At 74.0% G+C, this 19,689-nt stretch carries 19 protein-coding genes; 11 read left to right on the top strand and 8 right to left on the bottom strand.

Going from position 1 to position 19,689, the window contains the following annotated elements; genetic code table 11:
• Positions 1-5: 5 nt before the first annotated feature.
• From MNZ29_RS06680 to MNZ29_RS06695, 4 genes are read right to left on the bottom strand one after another with little or no spacing between them, the layout of a single operon-like run.
• Entirely contained in the window at positions 6-443 is a 438-nt protein-coding gene (locus tag MNZ29_RS06680) for an ACT domain-containing protein (RefSeq protein WP_242334003.1), read from the bottom strand.
• Between the two features lie 11 nt (positions 444-454).
• A complete protein-coding gene (locus tag MNZ29_RS06685) occupies positions 455-1,780 on the bottom strand; it encodes a phenylacetate--CoA ligase family protein (protein WP_242334000.1) in 1,326 nt (441 codons plus the stop codon).
• 56 nt (positions 1,781-1,836) lie between these two features.
• Positions 1,837-2,328, bottom strand: coding sequence for a 2-oxoacid:acceptor oxidoreductase family protein (locus MNZ29_RS06690; RefSeq protein ID WP_242333997.1), 492 nt, complete (start codon positions 2,326-2,328; stop codon positions 1,837-1,839).
• The gene (locus MNZ29_RS06695; RefSeq protein WP_242333994.1) at positions 2,321-3,940 is read right to left on the bottom strand and encodes a thiamine pyrophosphate-dependent enzyme; all 1,620 of its coding nucleotides are present in this window, start codon (positions 3,938-3,940) and stop codon (positions 2,321-2,323) included. Before MNZ29_RS06695 ends, MNZ29_RS06690 begins: the two co-directional genes overlap by 8 nt.
• A gap of 127 nt (positions 3,941-4,067) precedes the next feature.
• On the opposite strand from MNZ29_RS06695, the gene MNZ29_RS06700 reads away from it, so the two are divergent.
• Positions 4,068-5,030, top strand: a complete 963-nt coding sequence (locus tag MNZ29_RS06700) for a bifunctional enoyl-CoA hydratase/phosphate acetyltransferase (RefSeq protein ID WP_242333991.1) — start codon at positions 4,068-4,070, stop codon at positions 5,028-5,030.
• Positions 5,027-6,124 carry a butyrate kinase gene (buk, locus tag MNZ29_RS06705; RefSeq protein WP_242333988.1) on the top strand — a complete coding sequence of 366 codons (1,098 nt, stop codon included), beginning with the start codon at positions 5,027-5,029 and terminating at the stop codon, positions 6,122-6,124. The genes MNZ29_RS06700 and buk overlap by 4 nt, the downstream gene beginning before the upstream one ends.
• Positions 6,125-6,137: 13 nt before the next feature.
• Here buk and MNZ29_RS06710 read toward each other — a convergent pair whose 3' ends face one another.
• Together MNZ29_RS06710 and MNZ29_RS06715 are read right to left on the bottom strand one after the other, a co-directional pair.
• Complete coding sequence (locus tag MNZ29_RS06710; protein WP_242333985.1) at positions 6,138-8,084, bottom strand: DUF4105 domain-containing protein; 1,947 nt, start codon at positions 8,082-8,084, stop codon at positions 6,138-6,140.
• A 50-nt stretch (positions 8,085-8,134) separates the two neighbouring features.
• A complete protein-coding gene (locus tag MNZ29_RS06715; protein ID WP_242353989.1) occupies positions 8,135-8,647 on the bottom strand; it encodes a DUF3015 family protein in 513 nt (170 codons plus the stop codon).
• A 204-nt stretch (positions 8,648-8,851) separates the two neighbouring features.
• On the opposite strand from MNZ29_RS06715, the gene MNZ29_RS06720 reads away from it, so the two are divergent.
• The 7 genes from MNZ29_RS06720 to MNZ29_RS06750 all read left to right on the top strand — a co-directional run bounded on the left by MNZ29_RS06720 (position 8,852) and on the right by MNZ29_RS06750 (position 15,972).
• Positions 8,852-9,655 (top strand): electron transfer flavoprotein subunit beta/FixA family protein, encoded by an 804-nt coding sequence (locus tag MNZ29_RS06720; RefSeq protein ID WP_242333981.1) that lies wholly within the window; start codon positions 8,852-8,854, stop codon positions 9,653-9,655.
• A gap of 15 nt (positions 9,656-9,670) precedes the next feature.
• Positions 9,671-10,633 (top strand): electron transfer flavoprotein subunit alpha/FixB family protein, encoded by a 963-nt coding sequence (locus tag MNZ29_RS06725; protein WP_242353991.1) that lies wholly within the window; start codon positions 9,671-9,673, stop codon positions 10,631-10,633.
• Positions 10,633-11,637 carry an MBL fold metallo-hydrolase gene (locus tag MNZ29_RS06730; RefSeq protein ID WP_242353993.1) on the top strand — a complete coding sequence of 335 codons (1,005 nt, stop codon included), beginning with the start codon at positions 10,633-10,635 and terminating at the stop codon, positions 11,635-11,637. The genes MNZ29_RS06725 and MNZ29_RS06730 overlap by 1 nt, the downstream gene beginning before the upstream one ends.
• 86 nt (positions 11,638-11,723) lie before the next feature.
• On the top strand, positions 11,724-12,482 hold the full coding sequence (locus tag MNZ29_RS06735) for a TerC family protein (RefSeq protein ID WP_242333971.1): 759 nt from the start codon (positions 11,724-11,726) through the stop codon (positions 12,480-12,482).
• Positions 12,483-12,487: 5 nt separating this feature from the next.
• Positions 12,488-13,396 (top strand): DMT family transporter, encoded by a 909-nt coding sequence (locus tag MNZ29_RS06740; RefSeq protein WP_242333968.1) that lies wholly within the window; start codon positions 12,488-12,490, stop codon positions 13,394-13,396.
• 134 nt (positions 13,397-13,530) lie between these two features.
• Positions 13,531-14,709 (top strand): glycosyltransferase family 4 protein, encoded by a 1,179-nt coding sequence (locus tag MNZ29_RS06745; RefSeq protein WP_242354003.1) that lies wholly within the window; start codon positions 13,531-13,533, stop codon positions 14,707-14,709.
• Between the two features lie 81 nt (positions 14,710-14,790).
• Positions 14,791-15,972, top strand: coding sequence for a murein transglycosylase A (locus tag MNZ29_RS06750; RefSeq protein WP_242354006.1), 1,182 nt, complete (start codon positions 14,791-14,793; stop codon positions 15,970-15,972).
• Between the two features lie 109 nt (positions 15,973-16,081).
• Here the strand turns inward: MNZ29_RS06750 and uraA are convergent, their stop codons facing one another.
• Positions 16,082-17,383, bottom strand: a complete 1,302-nt coding sequence (gene uraA, locus MNZ29_RS06755; protein WP_242354008.1) for a uracil permease — start codon at positions 17,381-17,383, stop codon at positions 16,082-16,084.
• Between the two features lie 213 nt (positions 17,384-17,596).
• On the opposite strand from uraA, the gene MNZ29_RS06760 reads away from it, so the two are divergent.
• The gene (locus MNZ29_RS06760) at positions 17,597-17,770 is read left to right on the top strand and encodes a hypothetical protein (RefSeq protein ID WP_242333958.1); all 174 of its coding nucleotides are present in this window, start codon (positions 17,597-17,599) and stop codon (positions 17,768-17,770) included.
• A gap of 98 nt (positions 17,771-17,868) precedes the next feature.
• The gene (locus MNZ29_RS06765; RefSeq protein WP_242333955.1) at positions 17,869-18,861 is read left to right on the top strand and encodes an MBL fold metallo-hydrolase; all 993 of its coding nucleotides are present in this window, start codon (positions 17,869-17,871) and stop codon (positions 18,859-18,861) included.
• 29 nt (positions 18,862-18,890) lie between these two features.
• On the opposite strand, the gene MNZ29_RS06770 is transcribed toward MNZ29_RS06765, so the two are convergent.
• On the bottom strand, positions 18,891-19,689 hold a 799-nt coding region (locus tag MNZ29_RS06770; RefSeq protein ID WP_242354010.1), incomplete at its 5' end, for an O-methyltransferase.

Genomic DNA, 19,689 nt, shown 5'->3' on the forward strand with positions numbered 1-19,689 from the left:
GTCCCCTACGAGCGCGCGAACAGCTCGGCGGGGCCGACGAGCTTCACGCCCGCCGCCTCGAGCAGCTTCTCGGCGCGGTCGGGGTCCTCGAGCCGGAAGAGCAGCGTGGCGTGGCGGCCGCGCTCGCGCGAAGCGGAGGGGTACATGTACTCGACGCCGACGCCGGCCTGCTCGAAGGCCTCGAGCACCGCGGCGAGCCCGCCCGGGCGGTCCGGCACGTCGACGGCGAGCACCTCCGTCACGTTCACCACCACCCCGGCGGCCTCGAGCACCGACTTCGCGCGCTCCCACTCCTTCACGACGAGGCGCAGGATGCCGAACTGCGCCGTGTCGGCGAGCGACATGGTGACGATGTCGATGCCGGCATCGCCGAGCGCCTTGCAGGGGAAGCGGAGCTGGCCGGGGCGGTTCTCGAGGAACACGGAGAGCTGACGGATCTTCACGGGACCCCCTCCTACATGTTGCGCCGGTCGAGGACGCGCTTCGCCTTGCCCTCGCTGCGGGCGAGCGTGCGCGGCGCGACGAGCGTCACCTTCACGCGGATGCCGACGACGTGGTCGATGGCGGCCTCGAGCCTGCGCCGGAGCGCCTCGAGCGCGCCGATGACGTCGGAGAACACCTCCGGCGTCACCTCCACCTGCACCTCCATCTCGTCGAGGCCCTGCACGCGGGCGAGGACGATCTGGTAGTGCGGCAGGGTCCCCTCGACGGCGAGGAGCGCCGCCTCCACCTGCGAGGGGAACACGTTCACCCCGCGGATGATGAGCATGTCGTCCGAGCGGCGGCCGATGCGGCGGATGCGGCGCAGGGTGCGGCCGCAGGCGCACGGCTCGGGGACGATCGAGGTGATGTCGCGCGTGCGGTAGCGGATCATCGGCATCGCCTCCTTCGAGAGCGTGGTGAGGACGAGCTCGCCCTCCGCGCCGTCGGGGAGGACCTCGCCCGTCTCCGGGTCGATGATCTCGGGGTAGAAGTGGTCCTCGAAGAGGTGCAGGCCGTCGCGCCGCTCGCACTCGATGCCGACGCCCGGGCCGATGATCTCCGAGAGGCCGTACACGTCGTGGGCGCGGATGCCGGCGGCCGCCTCGATGTGACGGCGCATCTCCTCCGTCCAGGGCTCGGCGCCGAAGACGCCCACCTTGAGCCGCTCGAAGGAGATGCCCGCCTCGCGCGCCCGCTCGACGAGGTGGATCATGTACGAGGGCGTGCAGCAGATGGCGGTCGCGCCGAAGTCCTGCAGCACCATGAGCTGGCGCTCGGTGTTGCCGCCGGAGATGGGGATCACCGTCGCGCCGAGCGCCTCGGCGCCGTAGTGGGCGCCGAGGCCGCCGGTGAACAGGCCGTAGCCGTAGGCGTTCTGGATCACGTCGCCGCGGTGCAGCCCGCAGGCGGCGAAGGTGCGCACCATCACGCTCGTCCACACCCGCAGATCCGCCTCGGTGTAGGCGACGACGATGGGCTTGCCGGTCGTGCCCGAGGAGGCGTGGAGCCTCACGATCTGCTCCATCGGGCTCGCGAACAGGCCGAACGGATAGGTGTCGCGCAGGTCGGTCTTCACCGTGAAGGGGAGCCGACCGAGGTCCTCGAGCGAGCGCACGTCGGCGGGCGTGACGCCCCGCTCCTCCATGCGCCGCCGGAAGAGCTCGACGCGCGCGTGGGCGCGCTCGACGACCGATCGGAGCCTTCCGAGCTGGAGCCGCGCGAGCTCGCGCCGCGGCAGGAAGTCGGGGGCGCTCGCGGGGTGGAAGCCCCCGGGCGCGTCGTTCCACTGGCTGCTCACCTGGAGCCGCTCCTTTCGTTCGTCCCCGTCCCCGCCGCCCGCCGTGTGTGGGTGTCCTAGGTCCGGAGCGCCGCCGCGCGGCCGATCCGGAACGCCTTCTCGTTCACCTCGTGCAGCCGCTCCGGCAGCGCCGCGCGGATCGCCGCGAGCCAGTGCTCCTCGGGTAGGTCGAGGAGGCGGGCGAGCGCGCCGAGCAGGGCGACGTTGAGGCTCTTGCGGTTCGGCAGCGTCGCCTCGTCGACGAGGTCGGGCGGGATGAGCACGCCGCGCGGCCCGAGCAGCGGGCGGGTGACGGCGATCTCCGAGGCGGAGAGGACGACGAGGTAGTCCGCCTCCCCGCCCGGCACCATGGGCGAGAGCACCTCGCGCCCGAAGCGGACGTCGGAGGTGACCGAGCCGCCCCGCTGGCTCATCCCGTGGACCTCGGCCTTCTTCACGTCGCGCCCGGCGCGGAAGGCGGCGTCGGCGAGGATGTCCGAGGCCTTGATGACGCCCTGGCCGCCGAGGCCCGCGAACACCACGTTCACCACGTCCACGCGGTCAGACATTCTCGATCTCCGGGCAGGCCGCGCAGCCCGCGGCGGCCGCGGCCTTCTCGTACTTGCGGATGTCGGCGGCGGCGAGGATGCACGGGCGGCGCGCGACGACCACCGAGAGCTCGCGGCGCGCCAGCCGGTCGACGAGGAGCTTCTCGAACCCGGCCGGCTCGGCGATGGGATCGACCACGTCCACGTTCCGCACGCCGAGCGCCCTTGCGAGCCCCTCGATCGAGAGCTTGCCGGTGGGGGCGTGGTCGAGCGTGCGGCCGGTGCCGGGGTGCTCCTGCTGGCCGGTCATGGCGGTGGTGCCGTTGTCGAGCACGACGAGCACGTGGCCGGTGGGCGGCGGGTTGTAGACCATCTCGACGAGCCCGTTCAGGCCGGTGTGGACGAAGGTCGAGTCGCCGATGATCGACACCACCTTGCGCGCGTCCTCCTCGGGCAGGACGTGGCGGAGCCCGAGCCCCACCCCGAGGGACGCGCCCATCGCCACGCAGGTGTCCATCCCCTCGTACGGCGGGAGCACGCCGAGCGTGTAGCAGCCGATGTCGCCCGCCACGATGCAGCCGAGCTTCTTCAGGGTCGAGTAGACGGGGTGGTAGGGGCAGGCCTCGCAGAGCTGCGGGGGCTTGCCCTTCGGCGGCTCCGGCTCGGGCGTGAGGTCGCGCGCGAGGATGCGGCGCACGCGCGGGACGTCGAGCTCCCCGAACCGGAACGCGGGCGCCTTGGCCTCGACCGCGATGCCCGCCGCGCGCACCGCGTCGGCGATGACAGGGTCGCCCTCCTCGAGGACGACGCAGCGCTCGACCGAGGCGGCGAAGGCGCGGATCTTCTCGAGCGGGAGCGGGTGGACGAGCTTCAGCTCGAGCAGGCTCGCCCCCGGCGCCGCCTCGCGGGCGTGCCGCGCGGTGACGCCGTTCGCGACGATGCCGAGCTTGCCGTCCCCCTCGCGCCACACCGCGAGCGGCGAGGTCTCGCCGAAGGCCTGCAGGCTGTCGAGCTTCGTGCGCAGCCGGCGGTGGGCCGGGCGGGCGTAGGCGGGGATCATCACGCGGGCGGCGACGTCCCGGCGGAAACGCGGGACCGGCGCGGGCGCGCTCGCGGCGCGGCGGGTGACGATCGACTTCGAGTGGCACACCCGGGTGGTCATCCGCAGGATCACCGGGAGCTGCCAGCGCTCCGAGAGCTCGAGCGCGGCGAGGGCGAGGTCGTAGGCCTCCTGCGAGTCGGCCGGCTCGAGCATGGGCAGCCCGGCGGCGACCGCGTAGCGGCGGCTGTCCTGCTCGTTCTGCGAGGAGGCCATGCCCGGATCGTCGGCGGCCACCACGACGAGCGCGCCCGTGACCCCGGTGTAGGCGGAGGTGAAGAGCGGGTCGGCGGCGACGTTCAGGCCCACGTGCTTCATGGTGACGATCGCGCGCGCGCCGGCGAAGGCGGCGCCGAGCCCGACCTCGAGCGCCACCTTCTCGTTGGGCGCCCACTGGGCCTTGCCGCCGAGGGTCGAGAACGCCTCGAGGATCTCGGTGGAGGGGGTCCCGGGGTAGCCGGTGCCGAGGTGCACCCCCCCGTCCGCCGCGGCCGCCGCGACCGCCTCGTCGCCGGAAAGAAGCCGTCGTTCCATGAGAAGCGCGTCTCCTCCTCGCGCGCGCCTCATCACGGGACGTGCAGGGCGCGGCAGGCCGGTGTAAAAGCCGGCCGGCCGGTGGCGAGATTGGGCAAAGGGACGGCATAGTACCGCGAGGGCTGCGATGATTCCCATCCCCACGCTCGAGCGGCTCGTCGCCGCCGCCCGCGCCAGAGGTCCACTTCGCGTGGCCGTGGCGGCGGCGGAGAACGAGACCGCGCTCGCGGCGGCGGCGCTCGCGCGGCGCCAGAAGATCGCGGAGATCGTGCTCGTCGGCTCGCCGGCCGGGATCCGGGCGCGGCTCGCGGCCGCCGGCGAGGATCCCGGCGATTACCGCATCGAGCCGGCCGAGACCGACGCCGACGCGGCGCGGCGCGCGGTGGCGATGGTGCGCGGCGGGGAGGCGGCCGTGCTCATGAAGGGCCGGCTGCCGACGGCCGAGCTTTTGCGCGCCATCCTGGACCGCGCCGACGGGCTCCGCGCCGGGCGGCTCCTCTCCGACGTGCTCGTCGCCGATCACCCGCTCTCCGAGCGGCCGCGGCTCCTCGGCGTCACCGACGGCGGGGTGAACGTCGCGCCGGGCCTCGCGCAGAAGAAGGAGATCGTGGAGAACGCGGTCCGGCTCTTCCAGGCGCTCGGCTACGAGCGGCCCAAGGTGGCCTGCCTGTGCGCGGTCGAGACCGTGAACGAGGCGATGGCGGCGACGAAGGACGCCCAGGCGCTCGCCGAGGCGAACGCGCGCGGCGAGCTCGCGGGCTGCGTCGTCTCCGGCCCGCTCGCCCTCGACAACGCGCTCAGCCCCGAGGCGGCGCGCGCGAAGGGCATCGACCACCCGGTGGCCGGTCACGCCGACCTCCTGCTCGTGCCCTCCATCGAGACCGGGAACGCCCTCGGCAAGGCCTTCACCTACCTCGCCCGCCGCCACGTCGGGCACGTCATCGTCGGCGCGCGCGCGCCGGTGCTCATCCCGTCCCGCGTGGAGCGGGCGGAGGACAAGATCTACTCGATCGCGCTCGGCGTGCTCTCGGCGGCCTCCCTCGCCGCGGCGGGCGGCGGCGCGCCTTCGCCCGGGGACGGACGGCCATGACGACCGACACGGCGGGCGCGGAGCCGCTCGTCCTCGCGGTGAACCCGGGCGCGGGCTCGACGAAGCTCGCGCTCTACCGCGGCGACGCGCTGGTGCGCGAGGAGAAGCTCACCCACCCGGCGCTCATGGAGCGCCCCGCCGCGCGCGTCCTCGACGAGCTGCCGGTGCGCCTCGACGCGGCCCGGGCGCTCCTCGGCGACGCCGGCGTCGGCCGCGGCGCGCTCGCCGCCGTCGCGGGCCGCGGCGGGCTCCTGCCGCCGCTCCGCTCCGGCACCTACCTCGTCGACGCCGCCATGCTCGAGGACCTCGAGCGCGCCGAGCGCGGGGAGCACGCCTCGAACCTCGGCGCGCCCATGGCGAGCGCGCTCGCCGAGGACCACGGCTGCCCGGCCTTCATCGTCGACCCGGTCTCGGTGGACGAGCTCGATCCGGTCGCCCGCGTCTCCGGCCTGTGCGGCGTCGAGCGCCGGAGCTTCTCGCACGCGCTCAACATGCGGGCGGTGGCGCGGCGCTACGCGGCGCAGGCCGGCCGCGCGCTCGAGGACCTGCGGCTCGTGGTGGTCCACATGGGCACGGGCGTCTCGCTCTCCGCGCAGCGCGAGGGGCGGATGGTGGACGTCGTGAACCCCCAGGACGAGGGGCCGTTCTCCGGCGACCGCGCCGGCGGCGTGCCGTCGATGGCGCTCGTGGACCTCTGCTTCGCCCCGGGCGCGGACGAGCGCGCGCTGAAGCGGCGGCTCTTCGGCGACGGCGGCCTGTACTCGTACCTCGGCACGCGCGACGCGCGACAGGCGATCCGGCGCTGCGAGGCCGGGGACTCGCAGGCGTGCGTCGTGGTGGACGCGATGTGCTACCAGATCGCGAAGGCCGTCGGCGCGCTCGCCGCCGCCCTGGAGGGCGCGGTCGACGCGGTGCTCCTCACCGGCGGGATGGCCCACCTCCCGCACGTCGTCGAGGGCGTGCGCCGCCGCGTCGGCTGGATCGCCCCCACCCACGTGTTCCCCGGCGAGGACGAGCTGCGCGCGCTCGCGGAGGGCGCGCTGCGCGTCGTGCGCGGCGCCGAGCGGGTCCGGCGCTACGGGCAGGAGCGCTGAGCCGCGCGGTGCGTCACCGGTAGACGAGCACGCCCGCCTGCACGTCGCGGTCCTCGGGCGCGGCGCGCGCCTCGAGCGCGAGCGACAGCGCGCGCGTGAGGTGCAGCCGGAGCGTGCCGGAGAGGGCCCAGGTCTGCTCGGGGGTGGCGAAGGGCAGGTAGCGCCAGCGCGCCTCGGCGAGCAGCACCACCCGCTCGCCGCCGCGGATCCGCACGAGCGCGGAGGGGCCGAGCCCGAGCCGCACGCCGGCGCCGCGGATGCCGTCGAGTCGCGGCGAGCCGAGGAGCTCGGTGTCGCCGAGGGCGAGGAGGTCCACCGCGCGGGCCAGGTTCGCGGCGCCCAGGCCGCCGCCGAGCTCGAGGGCGCCGGCGAGGCAGCCCGCGCAGCCGCCGTCGCGCACGGTCGTCGCGCCCACCCGCATCCGCCACGAGGGGCGCTGGTCCCAGCGCGACAGCGGGTTCAGCGAGACCACCCGGACGAGCGACGCGTCGTCGAGCTCGAGCCGCTGGTGCTCCGGGTAGTAGCGCAGCCTCGCGGGCAGGAACTCGATCTGCGCGGTGGGCGGGTAGCCCTGGAGCGGGTCGGCGAGATCGTGGAGGGCGAGCCGCGTCTCGAGCGCGGCGTAGCCGCCGTGCGCGTCCGCGGCGCCGCCCCCGAGCCCGACGCGGAACGAGCCGTGGCCCTGGTCCGGACGGCGGGCCTCGGGCGCGGGCACCTCGAGCGGCGCGCTCGCCACCGGGATCTCCGCGCGGCGCTCGAGGAGCGCCTGGCGGAGCGTCGCGGCGGCGGGATCCTCGCCCATGACGAGCTTTCGCCCGTGCTTCAGGTCGAGGAGGTCCTGGGCCGCGTCGAGCACCGCCACGCGCCGCGCCGGCGCGAGCGCCTCCGGGAAGGGCGCCGCCGGGCTCCTCGCGAGCACGACCGCGGTGCGGAGCTCGAGGCCGGAGAGGTCGCGCGCGCGCGCCTCGAACTGCGTGCGGATCGAGGGGCGGTAGTGGACGGCGCGGACGAGGCCGGGGTTCGCGTAGAGCGCCTTCAGCGTGTCGGAGGGGAGGACGACGGCGCGGCCGACGTGCGAGAGGAGGTCGAGCCGCGGCGCGGCCGCCTCCAGCGCGCCGAGCACGTGGTAGCTGCAGTTCTCGTCGAGGTACCAGTAGGCGAACCAGGTCCCGCCGAGCTCCCAGAGGTGCCGCGCGAGGAGCTGCGTCTCCTCGGGCGCGAGGGCGAGGTCGTACTCCCACAGGTCGCGCGACTCGAAGTCTCCGTACTGCCGGACCTTGTAGTAGTACGCGTAGTGCTTGAACTCGCCCTTGAAGAGGCCGAACAGCCCCTTCGCCGCGTAGAGGATGGCGTTCGAGGTGTCGACCGTGGCGGCGTAGTCGACGCCGTAGTCGAGGAGCTCGAAGTGCTTCCCCTCGCGGGCGCCCTCCGCCTTGTCGAGGCGGAGCAGCGTGTGGCCGAAGGAGGAGGAGGGGTTGTTGAGGTAGTAGGAGGAGAAGACGAGCGTCACGCCCGCGGGGCGGACGCGGGCGAGGAAGTCGTCGAGCTTGGGGCAGCTGCGCGGCGGGAGGGCGGCCGGGTCGAGCCCGAGCCGCGCGGCGAGGAAGGCGGCGCGGGCCGGGAAGCGGCAGTAGGGATCGGCGAGCTCGTCCGCGAACGGTCCGGGGGAGAAGAGGCCCGCGATGGTGGCCTCGAGCTCGGCGGCCGGATCGGTCTTGCCGTCCTTGGCGAGGAAGAACTCGCGCCCGTCCACCTCGCTGCGGAGGCCGAGGAGCCCCCTGCGCCAGTGGCCGAGGCGGAGCCAGCCCGGATCCTCCGCGAGGTGAGCGGCGCGGGCGCGCGCGACGAGCGACGCGGCCGCGGTCGGGAGGGCGATCGCGGGAGCGGCCTCTGCCGCGGCGCTCCGGGGGAGGGCGGCGAGGACGGAAAGAAGAAGGAGCGCGGCGACCTTGGGGGTCATCCGCGCTCCTGATTACCACGAGGGGCCGCTTTCGGCCCTCCCCGCTCCGCCTAGCTCTTGCCGCAGCCGAGGCTCTGGTCGCCGTGCAGCGTCTCGAGGATGGCGCGCGTCACGTCGTCGTTCGACGCGCTCTCGCTCGGGAAGATGGTCTTGAAGTTCTTCTGCAGCGCGGCGCCGACCTTGTGCGAGTCGCCGCAGGCGTTGATGACGGTGAGCGCGCCGATGGCCTCGCCCTCGCCGCGGGAGATGTCCTTCGCGAGCGCCTCGCGGTTCGCCTCGACGAAGTTCTTCGTGCCCATGGCGAAGAGGCCCGGGCCGCAGTTCGAGGTGCCGGTGGTGATGCCGAAGGTCTGCGTGCCGAACAGGCCGTTCGTGGTGGCGGCGAGGATCTGCACGGCGCCCGGCGTGTCGCCGAAGGCCATCGAGCCGAGGCCGCAGCCGGCGGCCCCGTACTTGCCCGTGCCCTTGATGGCGGACTCGGTCTGCGCGCGAGACTGCGCGGCGGCGGGGAAGGCGAACACGACGGCGGCGATCGCGAGTGCGAGGGAGCTGCGCATCTTCATGTCTCCTTGGAGCGAGTTTGACGGAGCGAGAATGGGCCCTTCCGGGGGCCCGCGTCTCCACCTCGTATCCGGTCTGTCGCACTTTCGCGCGTTTCTGGCGGCGCCCTCGTGGGGCACAGGCGCCCGCCTTTTCGGTTGCGGTCCGATGCCGCGCTGCGCAAGATCTGGCCGGCCCTCGAACCGATTCGGAAATCAGGTGCATCCATGAGCCTCAAGATCCTCGTGACCGCGAAGCGGGTGGAAGACCCGGAGTCGAAGATCAAGGTGAAGCCCGACGGCTCGGGGATCGTCACCGACGGGGTCAACTACAAGATGAACCCCTTCGACGAGATCGCCGTCGAGGAGGCGCTTCGCCTGAAGGAGAAGCACGGCGGCGAGGTGATCGTCGCCTCCATCGGGGGCGACAAGTCGGCCACCGAGATCCGCGCGGCGCTGGCGATGGGCGCCGACCGCGGGATCCTCGTCCGCCACGACGGCCCGCTCGATCCGGTGGGGGTCTCGGCGGTGCTCGCGAAGGTGTTCGAGCAGGAGAAGCCGGACCTCGTCATCCTTGGCAAGCAGTCGATCGACGACGACCAGAACCAGGCCGGCCAGTACCTCGCCGCGCGGCTCCGGCTCCCGCAGGCGACCTTCGCCTCGAAGACGGAGAGCCTCGAGAGCGAGGCCGAGCAGAAGAAGGAGCCCGGCCTGAGGCTCGCCGCGGACGGCAAGTCGCTCGCGGTGGTGCGCGAGGTCGACGGCGGCGTCGAGACGCTCGAGGTCTCGCTGCCGGCGGTGGTGACGACCGACCTCAGGCTCAACAAGCCGCGCTTCGCCTCGCTGCCCGGGATCATGAAGGCGAAGAAGAAGGAGCTGAAGGAGCTGCAGGCGTCCGCGCTCGGCGTGGAGCTCGCGCCGAAGGTGGTCGTGAAGAAGCTGTCGGCGCCGCCGTCGCGCAAGGGCGGCGTGAAGGTGGCGGACGTCGAGGAGCTCTTCAGCAAGCTCCACGGCGAGGCGAAGGTCGTCTAGCGCGCGAGGCACATCATGGCGAACGTCCTCATCGTGGCGGAGCAGTTCGGCGGCGCGGTCCGCAAGGCGACCCTGCACGCCCTCTCGGCGGGGCGCGAGGTCGCGCGGCGCACCGGCGGGACCTTGCACGTGGCGGTGCTGGGGAGCGGGATCGGCCCCGTCGCCGAGGAGCTCGCCGGCTACGGCGCGGAGGTGCACGCCGCCGACGCGGCGGTGCTCGAGCATCCGCTCGCCGAGGCGCACGCGCCGGTCGTGGCCGAGCTCGCGCGCGCCGTGCAGGCGACCCACGTCGGCGCGGCGGCGACCGCGTTCGGCAAGGACCTGCTCCCTCGCGTGGCGGGCCTCCTCGAGGCCGCGATGGCCACCGAGGTGCTGGGCTTCGGCGGCGAGGGCGCGGAGGTGACGTTCCGCCGGCCGATGTGGGCGGGCAACGTCCTCGCCGAGGTCGCCCTCGCGACGCCGGTGAAGGTGTTCACCGTGCGCGCCACCGAGTTCCCGGCCGCCGCGAAGGAGGGGAAGGGCGCGGTGACGACGGCGCAGGTGAGCGTCGACGCGGGCGCGCTCAGGACGCGCTACGCCGGGTTCACGGAGGTGAAGAGCGCGCGGCCCGAGCTCACCGAGGCGCGCATCGTGGTCGCGGGCGGCCGCGGCACGAAGGGCGACTTCAAGCCGATCGAGGCGCTCGCCGACGAGCTCAACGCCGCGGTGGGCGCGAGCCGCGCGGCGGTGGACGCGGGCTGGGTCCCGAACGACTGGCAGGTCGGGCAGACCGGCAAGGTGGTCGCGCCGGAGCTCTACGTGGCCGCCGGCATCTCCGGGGCCATCCAGCACCTCGCCGGGATGAAGGGATCGAAGGTGATCGTGGCGGTGAACAAGGACCCCGACGCGCCGATCTTCCAGCTCGCGGACTACGGGCTCGTGGCGGACCTGTTCAAGGCCCTGCCGGAGCTCGCCGAGAAGCTGAAGAAGAGCCGGTGATGACGGAAGCGGAGCTCGCCGGGCTCGGAGTCACACGCATCGCGGTGCCGATCCCGTTCCCGCAGGCGGGCGGGCCGGTCAACGTCTACGTCATCGAGGAGGCGGGCGGCGGGCTCGTGCTCTTCGACTCTGGCTTCGCGAGCGCCGAGGCGCACGCCGCGATCGAGGAGGGGTTCAGGCGCATCGGCCGTCGCTTCGACGAGGTCTCGCGCATCGTGGTGTCGCACGGCCACGTGGACCACTACGGCGGGGCGCGCTTCGTCCAGGAGCGCCACGGCGCCGGCCCGCCGGTGTTCGCGCACCCGGCCGATCTGCCCAAGGTCGCCGAGGGCGGCTGGCGCTGGCGCGACCACGCCGCCGCCTACTCGGCGCACCTCGCGCGCCTCGGCGTGCCGGCGGAGGTGATCGAGGCGACCGCCCTCGCGGGGGAGAAGAGCTTCGAGCTCGCGCGCCGCGTCCCGGAGGCCCGCCCCATCGGCGAGGGCGAGCGGATCCGCGGGCGCCACCTCGACCTCGAGGTGCTCCACATGCCGGGGCACACCCCCGGCCTCGTCTGCCTCTACGACCGCGCGCGCCGGCTCTTCTTCTCGGACGACCACCTCCTCCAGAAGGTCTCGCCGAACCCGCTCATCGAGCTCGGCCCCCGCGGCGAGGAGGGCTACTTCCGCCCGCTCCTCGCCTACCTCGACAGCGTCCGCCGCATGCACGCCCTCGAGATCGACCTCGTGCTGCCCGGCCACGGCCCGCCGTTCTCCGGCCACCGGGCGGTGATCGACCGGCTCGTGGACTTCTACGGAAAGCGCCAGGCGAAGCTGCGCGAGCTCCTCGCAGAGGAGCCGCGGACCGCCTGGGAGCTCTCCCGCGCCCTGTTCCCCTGGGCGAAGCCGGGCGACGCCTTCCTCACCATGTCCGAGACGGTCGCGAACCTCGAGCTGCTCGAGGCCCGCGGCGAGGTGATCCGCGCCCCCTCGGGCGGCCCGAGGCGCTTCGCCCTCGCCCGCTGACGCCGCCCGCCCGGGCCCGCCCCGCGCGACAGGGAGCGCCCGCTCCCGCTCGACAAGGGCGCCCGCATCGGGCATGGGAGGCCGGCATGCTCGACCTGCTCACGCAGCCCGACACCTGGATCTCGCTCGCGACGCTCGCCGCGATGGAGATCGTCCTCGGCATCGACAACGTCGTGTTCCTCACCATCCTCGCCGGGCGGCTGCCCGCCGGGGAGCAGCCGCGCGCGCGCCGGCTCGGGCTCGCCTTCGCGCTCGTGACGCGGCTCGGCCTGCTCTTCGCGATCAGCTGGGTGATGAGGCTCACGCGCGAGCTCTTCGCCGTCGCCGGCCACGGGTTCTCCGGGCGCGACCTCATCCTCCTCGCGGGCGGGCTGTTCCTCATCGCGAAGGCGACGTTCGAGATCCACGACAAGCTCGAGGTGAAGCACGGGCCGGAGGCGGCGGCGGGGCAGGGCGGCGCGGCGAGCTTCTGGGGCGTCATCGTCCAGATCGGCGTCCTCGACATCGTCTTCTCGCTCGACTCCGTCATCACCGCCGTGGGCATGGCCCAGCACCTCGCGGTGATGGTCACGGCCATGGTGCTCGCGGTGGGGGTGATGCTCGTGTTCGCCGGGGCGATCGGCGACTTCGTCGAGCGGCACCCGACCATGAAGATGCTGGCGCTCTCCTTCCTCATCCTCATCGGCGTGATGCTCGTCGCCGAGTCGTTCGGCCGGCACGTGGAGAAGGGCTACATCTACTTCGCGATGGCGTTCTCGCTCGGGGTCGAGCTGCTCAACATGCGCATGCGGCGCACCAAGGAAGCGCCGGTGAAGCTGCACGGCCGGTTCGAGGGAGAGGTCTAGCGCGCGTGGCCGATCTCGCCCTGCTCATCCTCACGCTGTTCTGGGGCACGACCTTCCACTTCGTGAAGGGCGTGCTCTCGGTCGCCTCGCCGGGCGTGTTCCTCGCGGCGCGGTTCGGGGTCGCCGCCGCCCTCCTCGCCGCCGTCGCGCTCGTCCGGCGCGACCGGGTGGGCGCGGGGCTCCTCCGCCACGGCGGGCTCCTCGGCGTCTTCATGCTGGCCGGGTTCGTCCTCCAGACGGTCGGGCTCAATCACACGACGCCCTCGCGCTCCGGGTTCCTCACCGGGCTCGCGGTGCTCATCGTCCCGTTCGTCGCCCGCTTCCTGCTCGGCCGGCGGGTGAAGCTCGCGAGCTGGGCGGGGGTTGCGCTCGCGGTGGCCGGGCTCGGGTTGCTCACCCACCCGTTCGGCGAGCCCGTGGACGCGGGGGTGCGGCTCGGCGACCTCCTCACCGCGGCCTGCGCGGTCGCGTTCGCGCTGCAGATCGTCTACACGTCCGAGTGGTCGCCGCGGCATCCGGTGGTGCCGCTCACGCTCGTTCAGATCGCCGTCACGTTCCTCGGCGCCGCCGCGATGCTGCCGTTCGAGGCGCGCTACTACCGGCCCGAGGGCGCGGCGGTCTTCGCGGGGACGGTGGTGTTCACGGGCGTGCTCATGACGGCCCTCGCGTTCTTCGTGCAGAACTGGGGGCAGCGCCACACCACCGCCGTGCGCGCCGCGCTCATCTTCTCCCTCGAGCCGGTGGCGGCGGCGCTCTTCAGCCACTTCTACGGCGGCGAGCCGCTCCGGGTGACCGACTGGAGCGGCGGCGCGCTCATCGTGCTCGGGGTGATCGCCGGCGAGGTGGGCGGCCTCCTCGAGGGGCGGCGCGGCGCCGGGGGCGCGGCGGTCGCCGCGCAGGCGCGCGGCGGCTGAAGGGCGCGGTCCCGCGGGGCCTCGCGCACGGGTGCGGCGTCCCTCCACCCGTCCGAGCGGGGGCCCGCGGCAGGGCTTCCCCCGCTCCCGCGCGGTCTACATCTTCCCGGGTGACCGCGAGGACCGACACGCGCATGGATCGACCCGACTCGTCTCTCTCGATCGCGTACACCAACTACGGGGAACAGAGCGGCGTCACCCTGCACGTCGCCCACGCGCTGCGGGCCCTCGGGCACCGGATCACCCCGGTCTCGGCGCGCGGGCCGCTCGACCTGCGCGATCCGGCGACGCGCCTGCCGCGCTTCACGCGCGACGTGGCGGTGCACCTCGCGCTCGCGACGGCGCGCTTCCGCAGCCAGGCGCTCACCTACCGCTGGAACACTCCCTACGCCTTCGACGTCCACTCGCGCCACCTCGGCGTGGCCCTCGCGGCGCTCGATCCTGCTCCCGACGTGGTGCTCCAGAACGGGGCGCTGTTCTCGCCGGGGCTCCCCGCGCGCCTCCCCTACGTCCTGCTCCTCGACCACACCCGGGCGCTCGCCGAGGCGGCCCCCGCGTTTCGCCGGGCCGGCCTCGCCGCCCCGCCGCGCTACGGGCGCGCCTGGTTCGAGCGCGAGCGGGCCTGCTACCGGGGGGCGGCCGCCATCGCGACGTTCTCGGAGAACGTCGCCCGCTCGCTCGTCCGCGACTACGGCCTCGCGCGCGAGCGGATCGTCGTCGTCGGGGCCGGCGCGAACGTGGTGCCGGAGCGCCCCGCTCGCGCGGACGACGGCGAGACGATCCTCTTCGTCGGCCGCGAGTTCGCCCGCAAGGGCGGCACGATCCTGCTCGACGCGTTCGAGCGCGTCCGGCGCCGCCGGCCCGCCGCCCGGCTCCTCATCGCCGGCCCGCCGGAGCCGCTCGCGCTGCCCGACGGGGCCGAGCAGCTCGGCCCGGTGCCCTACGACGGGCTCGAGGAGCTCTTCTCGCGGGCGACGGTGTTCGCCCTCCCCACGCTCGTCGAGCCGTTCGGCATCGCCTTCCTCGACGCGATGGCGTGCGGCGTCCCTTGTGTGGGGACCGCGGTGGAGGCGGTCCCTGAGATCATCGAGGAGGGGAAGACCGGCCTCCTCGTCCCGCCCGGCGATCCGGCCGCGCTCGCCGAGGCGCTGCTCGCGCTCCTCGGAGATCCGGCCCGGGGGCGGGAGCTGGGGGCCGCCGGCCGCGCCCGGGTGCTGAAGCGGTTCCAGTGGACGCAGGTCGGTGCGCGGCTCGACGCCGTGCTACAGCCCGCGCGCGCCGCCGCGCGCGAGCCGGCGCGCGCCGCCTCCTGATCCGCCGGGCGCCCGGCCGCCCCCCGACCGGGCGACCGAGCGGGCGGAATGGCGCCGGCAGAGCCCGGGTTATCGTGCGCGATGCGCCGCGCCCTCCGCCTTGCCCTCGTCAGCTCGCTCGCGCTCGCCGCCTGCCGCACCCTCCCGCCGCCCCCCCAGCCGGCCACGAGCGCCGAGGGCGCGCTCGAGGAGCTCACGCCGGAGGCGTTCCCCGCCTTCGCCGACGACCTCGACTACGCGGGCCTCGATCTCGCCCTCGAGCGGTCGCTCCAGCACTTCGCGCGCCTCTCGCGGGCGGACCCCGGCCGGACGCTCGCCTTCGGCAAGGAGCGCGTCCCGCTCGCGCGCGTCGCCGCCTCGCTGCGCCGCTTCCGGGAGCTCGTGGCCGCGCGGCCCCCGCCGGCGGCGCTGCGCGAGGCGCTGGTCCGCGAGTTCCGCGTCTTCCGCTCGGTCGGCGACGGGCGGGGGACGGTGCTCTTCACGGGCTACTACCTGCCCGAGCTCGACGGCGCGCTCGATCGCGGCGGGCGCTTCCAGGTCCCCCTGCACCGCGCGCCCGACGACCTCGTGCAGGTGCGCGCGCGCGACTTCCCCGCGCTCTCCGCCGACCTCGTGGGCAGGGTGAAGGACGGCCGGCTCGTGCCCTACCCGACGCGCGCGGAGATCGCCGACGGCGCCATCTCCGGCCAGCGGGCGGAGCTCGCCTTCGTCAGCTCCGCGGTGGACGCGTTCTTCGTGGAGATCCAGGGGAGCGGCCTGTTGCGCCTTCCGGACGGGACGACCCGCGTCGTCACGTACGCCGGCAAGAACGGGCACCGCTACGAGGCGATCGGCGCGGAGCTCGTCCGTCGCGGCGCGATCCCGCGCGAGCAGGTCTCGATGCAGACGATCAAGGCCTGGCTCGCGGCGAACCCCTCCGAGCAGCCCCTGCTCCTCGCCACGAACCCGTCCTACGTCTTCTTCCGCTTCGCGGACGAGGCCGTGGGCTCGCTGGGAGTGCCGGTCACGCCGGATCGCACCCTCGCCGCCGACGGGAAGGTGTTCCCGAAGGGCGCCCTGGCCTTCGTCGAGGCCGAGCGGCCGACCGACGCGGCGGGCGGGCCGATGAAGCCGTTCGGCCGGTTCTTCCTCGATCAGGACGCCGGCGGCGCCATCCGGAGCTCCGCGCGCATCGACCTCTTCTTCGGCAGCGGCGCCTACGCGGAGAGCGCGGCCGGACGGATGAAGCAGCCCGGGCGGCTCTACTACCTGCTCCTGCGCTGAAGGCGGCGGGGGCTCCTGGCCGCGCCGCGCCCCGGACGCACGAGCGCCCGGGCCGCGCAGCGCGGACCGGGCGCTTTCGGAGAGGCGCGCGCGCCTCCGGGCTACACTGCTACACGTCGGCGGCTTCGCCCGACGCCTCGCCGGCGCCCTTCTCGAGCCCGCGGGGCAGGACGAGGTTCAGGAGGATGCCGACGTAGGTGGCGAGCGGCATCTCGCTGAACTCGACGGTGCCGATGCTCAGCTTCGCGCCGCCGATCCCGATGACGAGCACGACCGAGGCGATGATGAGGTTCCGCTTCTGCGAGAAGTCGATGCCCGCCTCGACCAGCATGCGGATGCCGGCGGACGCGATGATCCCGAAGAGCAGGATGCAGATGCCGCCCATCACCTGGGTGGGGATGGTGCGGATGAGCGCGCCCACCGGCGGGAAGAAGGACATCACGATGGCGATCACGGCCGCGCCGCCGATGACCCACACGCTGAACACGCGGGTGATGGCCATGACGCCGATGTTCTCGCCGTAGGTGGTGTTGGGCGGGCCGCCCACGAGGCCGGCGAACGCGGTCGCAACGCCGTCGCCCGCGAGCGAGCGGTGCAGGCCGGGGTCCTTCATGAAGTCGCGGCCCACGATGTTGTTCGTGACGATGAGGTGGCCGATGTGCTCGGTGATGACGACGAGCGAGATCGGCGCGAGCGTGAGCACCGCCCCCCAGGTGAAGGTGGGGAGCACGAAGGGGGGCAGGGCGAGCGGCGCCGCGCTCTTCACCGCGGCGAAGCTCACCTGACCGGCGAGGAGCGCCACGACGTAGCCGCCCACGATGCCGATGAGGACGGGGATGACGCCGAGGAAGCCCTTCAGGAAGACCGCCGCGAGGATGGCGATCGCGAGCGCCGAGAGCGCCACCGCGAAGAACTCCGGGTGATACGTCCCGGTGCCGCCCTCCATCGCCATGGTCACGACCGCCGTGCGGGCGAGGCCGAGGCCGATGACCATCACCACCGAGCCGATCACCACCGGCGGCAGGACCCGGTCGATCCAGGCGGTGCCGAACTTGCCGATGAGGAGCGCGACCGCGATGTAGGCGAGGCCCACCACCACGCAGCCGCCCATCGCGATCGACACCCGCTCCGGCGAGGCGAGCTCGCCCGCCTTGGCGCCCAGGATCCCGATGAAGGCGGCGATGAAGGCGAAGGACGAGCCGAGGTAGGCGGGGATCTTCCCCTTCGTGATGAAGATGTAGAGGAGCGTGCCGACGCCCGAGGTGAAGAGGGTCACCGAGGTGTCGAGGCCGACGAGGTAGGGCACGAGCACCGTCGCGCCGAACATCGCGAAGAGGTGCTGGAGCGAGAGCGGGATGCTCTGGAGGAGGGGCAGCCGCTCCCCCACGTCGACGGTGCGCTGCGGTCTCATCTTCGCCTCCCGGGGCGCGTCCGGGCCCGCGGGCGCGGGCTCGGAGTTCTTTCGAAGAGGTAGGGCCATGGCGGCGCGCATCATGCCGTGGGGGACTGACAGCCCATATGAGGAAGAGGCCCCTCTCCGGGCGCCGCCGACGAGTTACCCCTACGGCCCCTCGCTGCGCTCCGCCGCCGGGGTGACGATCCTGGACGACAACGGAGGTGGGCGATGGCGGAAGGCAAGCGAGGCGGATTCCATTCGCTCGAGAAGAAGATCCACGACCTGGAGGAGCAGGACCGCCAGGCGGAGCGGAAGGGCGGCGAGGCGCAGGGCAAGAAGCGCGAGGCGAAGACGGAGGCGGCGCCGGCGGAGCGGCGGCCACCTCCCGCCCACGACGAGTGACCGAAGTCTCGCGGGCGCGAGCCTCCACCGGCGCGCCACGGCGGGCGCGCGGGCGGGGGTTCGCGCCTGTGGGGGGCACGGTGTAGAACGGGCGCCCGATGAGGCGGCCGCCGATCGAGCTCCACCGCGGTGAGCTCCGGATCACGAACAGCGCTCTCCACCTCGACGCGAAGCGACGCGTCGAGTGCGCGTTCGTCTCGCACGCGCACGGCGACCACATCGGCCGACACGACCGCACCATCGCGACCGCCGCCACGATCGCGCTCATGCGGCACCGGCTGGGGGAGCCCAAGCGCCGCAAGACCGAGGCGCTCCCGGTCGGTTACCGCACGCCGTTCGGGCTCGGCGAGCTGACCCTCGAGCTCTTCAGCGCGGGCCACGTGCTCGGCTCGGCGCAGCTCCGGGTCACGCGCAACGAGGTGGCCGTGGGCTACACGGGCGACCTCTGCACCGAGCCCACCCACGCCGCGGAGCAGGCGGATGTGATGCCCTGCGACGTGCTCGTGATGGAGTCGACCTTCGGCCACCCGCGCTACGTCTTCCCGCCCAAGGCCGACACCCTGGCCGCGATCCGGCGCTTCGTGGACGACGCCCTGTCCGACGGGGTGACGCCCGTGCTCCTCGGCTACGCGCTCGGCAAGGCGCAGGAGATCCTGAAGTTCCTCTCCGACGCGGGCTACCCCTGCCGCGTCCACCCGGTGGTGCACGCGGTGAACCGCGTCTACGAGGCGGAGGGCGTGGCGCTCCCGAACGTCCGGCCGCTCGGTCCCGAGGGCGCGGGGCCGGGGGAGGTGGTCGTCTCGCCGCCGCACCTCGCCCGCAGCCCGGCCATGCGCGGCGTGCGCCGGCGCCGGACCGCCATCCTCACCGGCTGGGCCATCGACGGCGCGCGCTGGTTCCGCGGGGTGGACGCCGCGTTCCCGCTCTCCGACCACGCCGACTTCCCCGGGCTCCTGGGCTACGCCAAGGCGACCGGCGCCGCGCGCGTGTACACCGTGCACGGCCACGCCGACGCGCTCGCCGCCGCGCTCCGCAAGGAAGGCATCCGGGCGGAGCCTTTGCGCGAGCACATGCAGCTCGAGCTGCTGTAGCCCGTCGGTTCGGCCTTCGCCGCAGCAGCTCAGCGGAGCTTCACTCCTAGCGACAGCCCCTCCGCGGTCGGCAGCATCGTGGCGCGGAAGCGCCCGCCGCGCGCGAGCCGCTCGCTGAACTCGCGGAGCGGCTGCATCGCGGCGGCGTCCTCGCCGGCCGCCGCCGGCTCGTGGACGTGGCCGAAGCCGAAGGTGTTGTCGGCGAGGAGGAGCCCGCCCACGCGCAGGTTCGCCTCCGCCCAGGCGAGGTAGGCCGGGTACCCGCCCTTGTCGGCGTCCACGAAGACGAGGTCGAACGGGCCCTCGGCCTCGACGTCGCGGAGCCGCTCGAGCGCGGGGCCCACGTGCAGCCGCACGCGGTCGGCGACGCCGGCCCGCGCGAAGGCGGCGCGGGCGAGCTCGGCGTGGGATTCGCGCAGCTCGAAGGTGTGGAGCACGCCGCCGTCGGGCAGGGCGCGCGCGAGGCACACGCCGCTGTAGCCGCCGAGCGTGCCGATCTCCACGATCCGCCGCGCGGCGCAGGCGCGCGCGAGCACCTCGAGGTGGAGCCCGTCGAAGCGGCCGACCTCGATCGCCGGGAGGCCCGCCGCGCGGCTGCGCGCGCGGATCTCGCGCAGCACCTCGTCCTCCGGCCCGTACACCGCCTCGGCCCAGGCCGCGAGGGCAGGATCGCCCTGGCCGAAGCCCTTCACCTCTGGAGAGCCCATCGTCCCGCCTCCGGTCGGGCGGAGATACCGGAGCCGGCGCGCGCGGCGCACGTGCCGCTGGGGGCGGCGGCGGCCCGACGTGGCGGCGAGCGGGCGGGGGTGGCCGCGCCGCTCCGCGCGC

The sequence above is a fragment of the Anaeromyxobacter sp. SG64 genome, from assembly GCF_022690745.1.
In the GTDB taxonomy this organism is placed as follows: domain Bacteria; phylum Myxococcota; class Myxococcia; order Myxococcales; family Anaeromyxobacteraceae; genus Anaeromyxobacter; species Anaeromyxobacter soli.

Bases quoted from the DNA above. Each gene is read 5' to 3' on its own strand.
- MNZ29_RS06690 (WP_242333997.1), bottom strand. From the start codon at position 2,328: ATGTCTGACCGCGTGGACGTGGTGAACGTGGTGTTCGCGGGCCTCGGC.
- MNZ29_RS06695 (WP_242333994.1), bottom strand. From the start codon at position 3,940: ATGGAACGACGGCTTCTTTCCGGCGACGAGGCGGTCGCGGCGGCCGCG.
- MNZ29_RS06700 (WP_242333991.1), top strand. From the start codon at position 4,068: ATGATTCCCATCCCCACGCTCGAGCGGCTCGTCGCCGCCGCCCGCGCC.
- buk (WP_242333988.1), top strand. From the start codon at position 5,027: ATGACGACCGACACGGCGGGCGCGGAGCCGCTCGTCCTCGCGGTGAAC.
- MNZ29_RS06710 (WP_242333985.1), bottom strand. From the start codon at position 8,084: ATGACCCCCAAGGTCGCCGCGCTCCTTCTTCTTTCCGTCCTCGCCGCC.
- MNZ29_RS06715 (WP_242353989.1), bottom strand. From the start codon at position 8,647: ATGAAGATGCGCAGCTCCCTCGCACTCGCGATCGCCGCCGTCGTGTTC.
- MNZ29_RS06720 (WP_242333981.1), top strand. From the start codon at position 8,852: ATGAGCCTCAAGATCCTCGTGACCGCGAAGCGGGTGGAAGACCCGGAG.
- MNZ29_RS06725 (WP_242353991.1), top strand. From the start codon at position 9,671: ATGGCGAACGTCCTCATCGTGGCGGAGCAGTTCGGCGGCGCGGTCCGC.
- MNZ29_RS06730 (WP_242353993.1), top strand. From the start codon at position 10,633: ATGACGGAAGCGGAGCTCGCCGGGCTCGGAGTCACACGCATCGCGGTG.
- MNZ29_RS06735 (WP_242333971.1), top strand. From the start codon at position 11,724: ATGCTCGACCTGCTCACGCAGCCCGACACCTGGATCTCGCTCGCGACG.
- MNZ29_RS06745 (WP_242354003.1), top strand. From the start codon at position 13,531: ATGGATCGACCCGACTCGTCTCTCTCGATCGCGTACACCAACTACGGG.
- MNZ29_RS06750 (WP_242354006.1), top strand. From the start codon at position 14,791: ATGCGCCGCGCCCTCCGCCTTGCCCTCGTCAGCTCGCTCGCGCTCGCC.
- uraA (WP_242354008.1), bottom strand. From the start codon at position 17,383: ATGAGACCGCAGCGCACCGTCGACGTGGGGGAGCGGCTGCCCCTCCTC.
- MNZ29_RS06760 (WP_242333958.1), top strand. From the start codon at position 17,597: ATGGCGGAAGGCAAGCGAGGCGGATTCCATTCGCTCGAGAAGAAGATC.
- MNZ29_RS06765 (WP_242333955.1), top strand. From the start codon at position 17,869: ATGAGGCGGCCGCCGATCGAGCTCCACCGCGGTGAGCTCCGGATCACG.